The sequence below is a fragment of the Candidatus Laterigemmans baculatus genome (assembly GCF_010367455.1).
GTDB lineage: Bacteria > Planctomycetota > Planctomycetia > Pirellulales > Pirellulaceae > Laterigemmans > Laterigemmans baculatus.
The window spans coordinates 1-10584 of record NZ_WRPR01000025.1; the positions used below are offsets into that span (position 1 = coordinate 1).

Below are 10584 nucleotides of genomic sequence, written 5' to 3' on the forward strand. Positions count from 1 at the left end.
TTCGGCTTGCCGTTAAACGACTTGGTAGCCAACTGCTGGGCACTGCTGACTTTATGGCAATTCAGCGTAAGAAAGTGGCGCTGTCCAGCTAGCCCTAGTCGCCTTTCGCTCCGCGAAAGTTGCGTTTCCGCGCTACTTTCGCGGAGCGAAAGGCGACTCTGAAAGGCAACTCTGCAGGGCGACCGCTGGAGGCAAAAAAAGAAGCCCTCACCACAAAGAGAGGGCGAGGGCTCCATGATCGGATCGGGACCCGCGATCGACTTCCGCTACCGCAAGGTCGATACTGAACAAGTCACGCGCGGCCCTTCTCGGACCCCACGGTGTTCTCTCCCAGGGCGATACCCGACGGAAGAACAAACCGCATGAGCAAGTGACTCTGCTCAGATCCCCCTGGGCATCGAAGCGCCATGGGTCCCGAGACAGTGGTATTTATCTAGAGGTTCCAAAAACAACATTCCTCAGCTTGCTCCATACACGCCTCCTCTAACCGGGCATGATACGAAAACAAAACGTAGGAAAGATTCTTCGGCGAACCTTCCGGGTCTAATTCGATTCTATACCGCGCGAAAGGGGAGTCAACTGCGAACTTGAAAACGGCCCCTACACCCGAATGGGGCTCCCAGATCCCCCTCGACTCGCCGACGATTCCCTTCCGGCTCGCGACCCCAGGGTTCCATCCTACGACGACGCCCAGCCACTAGGAGGCCCAGCCACTACGACGCCCAGTCGAGAATGACCTTTCCCGACTTCCCCTCCCCCATAACGCGGAACCCCTGCTCGAACTCATCGATCGAAAAGCGATGCGTAATTACTCCGTCGATCCGCAACCCGCTCTGCAGCATGCTGGTCATCTTATACCAGGTCTCAAACATCTCACGGCCGTAGATGCCTTTCATCTGCAGCCCTTTGAAAATGAACTCGTTGAAGTCGACCGCGATATCGCCGGGAAAAATTCCCAGCAGCGCAATGCGGCCACCGTTATTCATCGCATGCAGCATCGACCGGAATGCCTGGGAGTTCCCCGACATTTCCAGCCCGACATCGATCCCCTCTCGAATGCCTAAATCCTTCATGATGTCGCCGAGCGATTCGCGACGGGGATTCGCAACCCGCGTCGCTCCCATCGTCGTGGCCAACTCGAGCCGGTAGTCATTCACATCGGTGACGATGACATGCCGAGCCCCGACATGTCGCGCGATCGCTGCAGCCATCAGTCCGATCGGGCCGGCGCCGGTGATCAGAACATCCTCACCGATTAGATCGAAGGAGAGGGCAGTATGTACCGCATTGCCGAACGGATCGAAGATGGCGGCAACATCGTCGTGGATGGAATCGGGGATCTTAAACGCGTTCACCGCGGGCAGCGAAAAGTACTCCGCGAAACACCCCTGCCGATTGACTCCGACGCCAACCGTATTGTGACAGAGATGGCGGCGCCCGGCGCGGCAATTACGACAGTAGCCGCAGGTGATGTGACCTTCGCCTGAGACTCGATCGCCGACCGCGATTCCCCGAACATTCTCCCCAATGCATTCGACGATTCCCACGAACTCGTGCCCAGTGACCATCGGCACCGGAATCGTTTTTTGCGACCACTCGTCCCAATTGTAGATATGAAGATCGGTTCCACAGATCGCCGTCTTCAAGATGCGGATTAAGACATCATCGGATCCAATCGCGGGAACGGGGACTCGCTCCAACCAAATCCCCGGCTCGGCCTTTCGCTTGACCAGGGCCTTCATATCGCTCTTCAAGATCGCCCCTCCTCATCTTCCATCAGGACATCAGCCCGAGAGCGCGGCCGACTTTGGCAAAAGCCGCGACCGCTTGCTCTAGGTCGTCTCTGCTGTGCGCTGCAGACATTTGCGTGCGGATCCGGGCTTTGTTCTCGGGCACGACCGGAAAAGCAAAACCGATCACATACACGCCTTCCCGCAGCAGCTCTTCGGACATCTTCTGTGCGAGCCGGGCATCCCCGGTCATCACGGGAATGATCGGGTGCGATCCCGGCACCAGCTCAAACCCTAGACGCGTCATCTCGCTCCGAAAGAACTGGCTGTTGTCCTGCAACCTCTGCCGCAGTTCCCCACTCGCCTGGAGCATCTCCAAAACCTTAAGGGATGTCGCGGCGATGACCGGGGCCAGCGTATTGGAGAAGAGATAGGGGCGAGACCGCTGCCGGAGCCATTCGATCACCTCTTTCCGCCCCGCGGTATAGCCTCCCGACGCTCCCCCCAACGCTTTGCCGAGCGTCCCGGTCAAGATGTCCACCTGGTCGCGAACGCCGCAGAATTCAGGAGTCCCACGCCCATGGTCACCCAGAAAACCCACCGCATGGGAATCGTCGACCATCAGCATCGCATCATACCGCTTCGCTAATTCGCCGATCCCCTCGAGGTTGGCCACGATTCCATCCATGGAAAAGACGCCGTCGGTGCAGATCAGGCGAAAACGACGGTCCCGCGCCTCCTCAAGTTGCTGTTCGAGATCGGCGAGATTGTTATTCCTATAGCGAAAGCGTTTCGCTTTGCACAAACGAACGCCGTCGATAATGCTCGCATGGTTGAGTTCGTCACTGAGAATGGCATCCTCGGGTCCGAGCAACGTCTCGAACAGTCCGGTGTTTGCATCAAAGCAGGAGGAGTAGAGAATCGCGTCCTCCGTCCCCAGAAACTCCGCGAGCTTTTCTTCCAGTTGCTTATGAACGGTCTGCGTGCCACAGATAAAGCGGACCGAGGCCATCCCATAGCCATACCGGTCGAGTGCTTGCTTGGCTGCTTCCACAAGCGCCGGATGATCGGCAAGCCCAAGATAGTTATTGGCGCACAGATTGATCACGCGGCGGCCGCTGGTCTCGATCCGGGCCTGCTGCGGCGTGGAAATCGGCCGTTCGGCTTTGTACAAACCGCGGGTTTGGAGATCGTCGAGCTGATCCCGCAAAAACCTAAGATAAGTGTCGTTCACTAACCCTCTCCTCGGGTTCCATGGTGGTCGTTCGGCCGGTGCCGATGATACCGCAGCGGCATCCTGCCTCCAACATGCGTGTCCTCCGCCCGTTCCCGGTTACAATGCGACCGTCAACGCCATGCTCTGCTCCCTTTCCGCACAACCCCGACTCTCCTTGAGCCACCGATGGACATCCACCCCACGCCGTTTCCGCAGGCTCGCTTCGGCATCGGCTGCCGTCGCTGTTTCGCTTCGCTACTGCTGTGCTTGCTCGTTGGCGGATTGGCCACCGCCGCGGAACCCGACCAGCCGCGTGCGACGGACGCGGGAGCGGAGCGGCCCAACATCGTGTTCATCATTTCCGACGACCACGCCTGGACCGACTACGGCTTCATGGGGCACCAGCAGATCGAAACGCCGAATCTCGATCGCTTGGCCGCCCGCAGCGCCCTCTTCACTCGCGCCTACGTCCCGACCGCCCTCTGCCGCCCGGCGCTGATGACGCTCGCGACCGGACTCTACTCGCACCAACACAAGACCAGCGGAAACGACCCAGCGCTCATCGCCGAGGAACGCGAGGCTCGGACCGCGAAAGGGCGACGAGGCCCACGGGCGGAGTCTCCAGCGTACGCCGCCCTACGCGAACAACTCATCTCGCATGTCGACCAGCATCCCACGCTGCCGCGGATGCTCGGCGAGCAAGGCTATCTCAGCCACCAGTCCGGAAAATGGTGGGAAGGAAGCTTTGAGCGAGGAGGCTTCACGCATGGAATGACCCGCGGCTTTCCAGAGCCGGGAGGACGTCACGGCGATGACGGGTTGAAGATTGGGCGTGAGGGCATGGAACCGATCTTCGATTTCATGGACATGGCGGTCGCCGAAGAAAAACCTTTCTTCCTGTGGTATGCCCCGTTCATGCCGCATACCCCGCACACCCCGCCGGAGCGTCTGTTCAAAAAGTATAAGGACAAAGGCATTCGCTCCGATTTCGTCGCTCGGTACTACGCGATGGTGGAATGGTTTGATGAGACTTGCGGCCAGTTGATCGATCGCATCGAAGCGAAAGGTCTGTCCCGCGACACGTTGATCGTTTACATCGGAGACAACGGCTGGATCCAGCAAGAGAACGCCGGCGGCTACGCCCCCCGCTCCAAACAGTCGGCCAACGAAGGAGGAACCCGCCAACCGACGATGTTCTCTTGGCCTGGGGTGATTCAGCCCGGCGATCGAGGCCGACAGCTCTGCTCCAGCGTCGACATCGTTCCCACAGCCTTAGCCGCGGCTGGGGCTCCAATTCCCCAATCTTTGCCAGGTTATAATTTGCTCCCTATCCTCCGCTCCGGCGAGCCCACGCCGCGGGAGGTCGTCTACGGTGAATCGTTCGCGCATGACGTTGCGGACGTGGAGACCCCGGAGGAATCGCTGCTCTACCGCTGGGTGATCGAAGGGAAATGGAAACTATTGCTGACCTACGACGGCAAGCTCGGCCGGTACGCCAGCTCCCATCCGCAATCGGAAAAGCGCCCGCAGTTGTTCGACTTGATCGCCGATCCCCACGAGACTCGCAACCTTGCCGCCGAGCATCCGGAAGTCGTTGCGAGGCTCGCGGAGAAACTTAAGCAGTGGTGGCCGGTCACCGAGCGGAAAGTCATCACCGAGTGGCCCCAGTAGCGACAACTGCCCCAGTAGCGACAACGGCCCCAGTCAAGACAATGGTCCCAGTCAAGACAACGGCCCGCTTTCCTACCGCCAGCCTTCGACTTCGATAAGGATCTCCCTCGATGAGAACTCTCCTTGCACTGTTTGTGATCAGTTGTGGGCTGCCCTCGCTCGCGATTGCCGCATCACCCTCGAGCGAGCCCGAGTCGCCTCCGAATGTGGTGGTTTTTCTCGTTGACGACATGGGGGTGATGGACACCTCCGTACCGTTCCTCACCGACGCGGCAGGCAAGCCACAGCGCTATCCTCTCAATGACTATTACCGCACGCCGAACATGGAGCGATTGGCGGCGCAGGGGATCCGCTTCAACAACTTTTGCGCCATGAGCGTCTGCTCGCCGACGCGGATTTCGATCATGACCGGGCAGAACGCGGCCCGCCACCGGACGACCAATTGGATCAATCCGGCCAGGAACAACGGCGGCCCCTTTGGACCGCTAGAGTGGGACTGGGAGGGCTTAGGAAAGCACGACGTCACGCTCGCCCGTTTATTGCAAGACCGTGGCTACCGAACGATCCACGTCGGAAAAGGACACTTTGGAGCCGATGGTTTTGCCGGTGCCGATCCGGCGAACCTCGGCTTCGATGTCAACGTTGCGGGCAGTTCCTTCGGTGCTCCCGGCAGCTACTACGGCACAAAAAATTATGGTCATGGAGGAAAGCGAGCCCACCAAGCGGTGCCCGATCTGGATGCCTATCACGGCACGGAGACTTTTTTAACCGAAGCACTTACGATCGAAGCCAACCGCGAAGTTGCCGAAGCGGTGAAGTCCGAAGAGCCTTTCTTTCTGTACTTTGCGCACTACGCCGTCCACGCCCCCTTTGAATCCGATCCGCGGTTTGCGGAGAACTATAAGGATTCAGGAAAGCCCGCCCCGGCACAGGCTTTTGCGACGTTGATCGAGGGGATGGACAAGTCGCTTGGGGACGTTCTGGACAACCTCGAAGAGCTTGGCGTTGCCGAGAACACGCTGGTGTTGTTCCTTGGCGACAACGGCTCCGACGCACCGCTCGGACATGAGCACGCGGTCGCGTCCGCCGCACCGCTGCGTGGTAAAAAGGGCTCGCACTACGAAGGGGGCATGCGAGTTCCGTTCATCGCGGCCTGGGCAAAAGCTGCGGGGAACCATTCGCATCAGCAACGATTGTCGATTCCCGCCGGAGCGATCCAGCCCCAGCAGGCGGCTGTTCAAGATTTGTTTCCCACGATCCTCGCAATCGCCGGAAGCGAGCCACCGAGCGACCACACGGTCGACGGGCTTCCGTTGCAAACGCTGCTTAGCGGTCAGCCGGATGAGGATCGTCCAAAAAGATTTCTCATGCATTATCCGCATGCCCCCCACCGCAGCGACTACTTCACTAGCTTTCGGGACGGCCCGTGGAAGGTGGTTTATCACTACTATCCATCCGCCGCTTCGGAGAACAGCCACTACCAACTGTTTCACCTCAGCGAAGATCCCTTCGAGTCGCGGAATGTCGCCGCAGCGGAGCCCGTTCAGCTTCGTCGCATGATGCAAGGTTTGATTGCCGCACTCGAGCATCACGAGGCAGTCTACCCTGTCAGCATGGACAGCCGCGAACCGCTCCTTCCGCAACTTCCATGACGCGATGCGACTGTTGCGACAGCACTCCCGCCACACCGCCCGCGAACATAGGAGCGGCGACGAAATCATGAAGAAACCGCTTGCAGCACTCTTCGGCCTTCTTTGCCTGTGCCTCTCCGAAGCCTCTGCGGTGCATGCCGAGGAGCGAGCGCCCAACGTGGCCGAGCAATATCCGGATATCGTGCGGAAGTTGCAAAGTCAACTCGAGCAGGTCCCACAACCAACCCGTCGCGGAGCATAGTTGCCTTTCGCATCGTTGCCTTTCACATAGTTGCCTTTCGCTCCGCGAAAGCTGCGCATCTCCGCTGCTTTCGCGGAGCGAAAGGCGACTATGCGGAGCGAAAGGCGACTATGCGGAGCGTAGGGCGACTAATGGAGGCGTACGGTTCTTTGCCCTTGCGGGCCTGCTAGGGTAATCTGAGGCCCGTCCGAGACTGCACACTCACTCCCGTTTCCCCACGATTTTTATGTCCCCGCGATCGACCTCTACCCGTCGCTCTGTCCTCCGTGCTTCCCTAGCTCTTTCCGCTGCGTGCGCGCTGCCGCGTTGCCATGCGATGGGAGCGGAAAAGTCGTATTCCCCGAACGAGACCATTGGCATCGGAGTGATCGGCGCCGGAGGCCGGGGTGGTGAGTTGAGCCGCGCGTTCGCCGCGATTCGGGGGGCGAAAGTCGTGGCGGTTGCCGATCCCGATTCCAAGCGTGCCGGTGATTTGGCTGGCAAGTACGACGCGACCGCTTACAGCGATCTCCGCAAGCTGATCGAAGACCCGCAGGTCGACGCGGTCGCCATCGCCACCTGCAACCATTGGCACTGCTTGGCGGCCATCATGGCGATGCAAGCGGGTAAGGACGTGTACGTCGAGAAACCGCTCTCGCACAGCCAGTGGGAAGGCCGGCAAGTCGTCGAAGCGGCAGCCAAATACGAGCGGATCGTACAAGTCGGCACGCAGCAGCGCTCCGATCCAATGCAGGCCGAGATCAAAGCCTTCCTGCACGAAGAGCAGGCGCTCGGGCCGATCCAGTATGCACAAGCCAACCGGCTCGGCGTCCGCCAGCCGATCGGCCGCCGCGAACAACCGCTCGCGCCGCCGAGCAATATCGCCTACGACCTCTGGTTGGGCCCGGCAGCCGAACAGCCGATCTTCCGCGATTCGCTGCACTACGATTGGCACTGGGACTGGAACACCGGCAACGGCGAGATGGGCAACTGGGGCGTCCATGTGCTGGACGACGTCCGCAACGTCGCCTACCGCGATTCGGTGACGACGCCGCGGCGAATTCTCGCAGCCGGCGGCCGCGTGGCCTGGGACGATGCGGGGCAGACTCCCAACGTCCACTACGCGCTGTTCGAAACCGATTCGTTCCCAACGCTGATCGCGCTGTCGAACCTCTCGGCCGGTCCGAAAGCACCTAAGAAAAACTGGCAGACCCAAGCGGGCCGGCCGGTCGAAGGACCCGACACCGGCTATGTCGTCGCTTGCGAAGGAGGCTACTACCTCGGCCAGCGCGGCCGCGGCAAAGCGGTCGACAAGCAGGGCAAAACGATCCGCGAATTCAAAGCGGGCGACATGGTCCGCTTGCACGTCCAGAACTTCCTCGATGCGGTGCGGAGCCAGGATCCATCGGGGCTCAACGCCGACGCCGAAACCGGACATCACTCCACCGGCTGGTGCAATCTGGCGAACATCGGCTTCCTGGCGGGTAAGAGCGAATCTTCGGCCGCCGCGGGGCAAGCCGCGCTGCGAGAGGTGCAGACAGCCGGAGACGTGTGGCCGCTACTGCTCGAAGAAGTCGACCAGCAACTGCAGCCGTTCGGCCGATCCCTGGCCGACCTGCAGATCAGCCCGATGCTCGAGCACAATCCGGAAACCGAGCGGTTCGAGGGTGAGCACGCCGATTCCGCCAATCGGTTCCTCAAGCGGACCTACCGCGCTCCCTACGCTTTCCCCGAGATCGTTTAAGGTGACTGCCGATTTCGTTCCCCCCGACGCGTTCGACGTGCACGCTCACCTTTACCGGCGGGAAGTGCTGCCGGACGGTTTGGGGGAGGCGGAACCGGGAGACGTCGGCCTCGAGTCCTACCGCCGTTCGCTCTCGCGATGGCTGGGAGAGCGGGCGCCGAGGAGCGGGCTATTCTTCCCGTTCCCCAAGCCGAAGGTCGATTTTGAAGATGCCAATCGGTTTCTCGCCGGCGAACTGCAAGGGCAGTCGGACAGCCGCGGGTTGATGCTCATCCGGCCCGAGGATGATCCGGCTTCGGTCGAATCGTCGATCCTCGAAACAGGCTTCGCCGGCTTCAAGGTCTATCACGTCTATGCATCATCGGCGGCCGCACCGCGTGCAGGAGCTCTTCAACCCGGCACGATGCAAGCGGAGATCGGCGATTTTCTGCCCGAGTGGGCTTGGGAGTTGGCCGAGCGGCACGGCCTGGTCCTGATGCTGCATATCGTCCGCCAGCGTGCCTTGGCGGATGAGCGGAATCAGACTTACCTCCGTGAGCACTGTCGTCGGTACCCGTCCGCCAAGCTGATTCTCGCCCACGCGGCTCGCGGTTTTTGCGGCCGCCATACGGTCGAAGGGATCGGTTCGCTGCGGGGACTGGAGAATGTGTGGTTCGACACGTCGGCCGTTTGTGAGCCGGCGCCGTTGGAAGCGGTGCTCCACACGTTCGGACCCTCGCGGCTGATGTTTGGCAGCGACTTTCCCGTCAGCGAGATGCGGGGCAAGTGCGTCAGCGTGGACGACGGCTTCGTGTGGCTCGATCCCGAAATCGTCCACTGGGAGCGGTCGCCCTACGCTCAGCCGGTGTGCGTGGGACACGAGTCGCTGCTCGCCGTCGAGCAGGCTTGCCGCACGGCGCGGCTGACCGACGGCGACATCGAAGGCATCTTTCGCGACAACGCGAGGCGATTGCTCGGGCTCGAAGTGCGGTACTCCGGCAGCGGTCAGGACATCTATCGGCAAGCCAAGCAAATCATCCCGGGTGCAACGCAGCTGCTCAGCAAGCGGCCCGAAATGTATGCCCCGGACCAGTGGCCGAGCTACTACCGCGAAGCCCGGGGCTGCGAAGTCATCGATGTCGAGGGGCGACGGTTTATCGATCTGACCACCTCGGGGATCGGATCGTGCTTGCTCGGTTACGCCGATCCCGACGTCAGCGATGCGGTGTGTCGCCGCGTCGGTCTCGGATCGATGTGCACGCTGAACAGCCCCGAGGAAGTGGAGCTCGCCCAGTTGCTCGTCGCGTGGCATCCCTGGGCCGAGCAAGTCCGCTTTGGGCGCACCGGCGGTGAAGCGATGGCGATTGCGGTCCGCATCGCCCGCGCCGCCAGCGGTCGACCGCGAGTCGCCTTCTGTGGCTATCACGGCTGGTCCGACTGGTACTTGGCTGCCAACCTCCCGGAGCCCGGCGTCCAACCCAGCTCCGAAACTGCGGACCGATTGCGGGAGCACGTGCTGCCGGGGCTCGATCCTCGGGGCGTGCCCGACGGGTTGGCCGGCACGGCTCTCCCCTTCGCCTACAACCAGATCGAAGCACTTCGCCAGCACGTTCATCGGCACCGCGGCGAGCTGGCGGCGATCGTGATGGAGCCGACGCGTTCCGTCGATCCGCAACCTGGATTTTTAGAGGAGGTGCGGCAGCTCTGTGATGAGTGCGGGGCCGCCTTGATCTTCGATGAAATCAGCAGCGGTTGGCGGATGCATCGCGGCGGCGTGCATCTCAAGTATGGCGTCGCCCCGGACATCGCCGTGTTTGGCAAAGCGCTCGGCAACGGCCATCCGATGACCGCCATCGTCGGCCGCTCGGCCGTCATGCAAGCGGCGGAGGAGTCGTTCATCTCCAGCACCTACTGGACCGAGGGTGTCGGTCCGACCGCAGCGCTGGCCACGCTCCGCAAGATGCAGCGGGTCGACGTTCCGGCGCACGTGAGCCGCCTCGGCGAGCTGTTCCGCGAGAACTGGAACGAACTCGGGCGGCGGCATGGGGTTCCGGCTCGGGCCAGCGGCCATGCGGCGCTACTGCATCTTGGTTTCGATCATCCCGACGCCGCGGCCCTCGGCACGCTGCTGACCGTGCGGATGCTTGGTCAGGGATTCCTCAGCGGCAGCGGATTCTATCCGAGCCTGGCCCACCAACCGCATCACCTCGAGCGATACTTTGCCGCGGCCGATGGCGTTTTTGCGGAGTTGGCTCAGGCCCTTGCCGCTGGCGACGTGCAGCGGCGGATCGGCGGCCCAGTCCGCCACAGCGGCTTTGCCCGCCTGACCTGAATCGCGCCTCGGCACCCTCGTTCCACGACAACTCCGCAGA

General features: G+C 61.5%; 6 protein-coding genes. 4 read left to right on the forward strand and 2 right to left on the reverse strand.

Annotation, left to right across the window (positions count from 1 at the left end; genetic code table 11):
• Positions 1 to 713: 713 nt before the first annotated feature.
• Positions 714 to 1754 carry an L-threonine 3-dehydrogenase gene (gene tdh / locus GNK13_RS05440; RefSeq protein WP_235934792.1) on the reverse strand — a complete coding sequence of 347 codons (1041 nt, stop codon included), beginning with the start codon at positions 1752 to 1754 and terminating at the stop codon, positions 714 to 716.
• 22 nt (positions 1755 to 1776) lie between these two features.
• Complete coding sequence (locus tag GNK13_RS05445; protein ID WP_164101437.1) at positions 1777 to 2964, reverse strand: glycine C-acetyltransferase; 1188 nt, start codon at positions 2962 to 2964, stop codon at positions 1777 to 1779.
• Positions 2965 to 3132: 168 nt separating this feature from the next.
• Here GNK13_RS05445 and GNK13_RS05450 point away from each other — a divergent pair, with 168 nt between their 5' ends.
• The 4 genes from GNK13_RS05450 to GNK13_RS05470 all read left to right on the forward strand — a co-directional run bounded on the left by GNK13_RS05450 (position 3133) and on the right by GNK13_RS05470 (position 10544).
• Positions 3133 to 4617, forward strand: a complete 1485-nt coding sequence (locus tag GNK13_RS05450) for a sulfatase family protein (protein WP_164101438.1) — start codon at positions 3133 to 3135, stop codon at positions 4615 to 4617.
• A gap of 110 nt (positions 4618 to 4727) precedes the next feature.
• Complete coding sequence (locus GNK13_RS05455; RefSeq protein ID WP_164101439.1) at positions 4728 to 6269, forward strand: sulfatase-like hydrolase/transferase; 1542 nt, start codon at positions 4728 to 4730, stop codon at positions 6267 to 6269.
• Positions 6270 to 6826: 557 nt separating this feature from the next.
• Entirely contained in the window at positions 6827 to 8233 is a 1407-nt protein-coding gene (locus GNK13_RS05465) for a Gfo/Idh/MocA family protein (RefSeq protein ID WP_164101441.1), read from the forward strand.
• 1 nt (position 8234) lies between these two features.
• Positions 8235 to 10544, forward strand: a complete 2310-nt coding sequence (locus tag GNK13_RS05470) for an aminotransferase class III-fold pyridoxal phosphate-dependent enzyme (protein ID WP_164101442.1) — start codon at positions 8235 to 8237, stop codon at positions 10542 to 10544.
• Positions 10545 to 10584 lie beyond the last annotated feature (40 nt).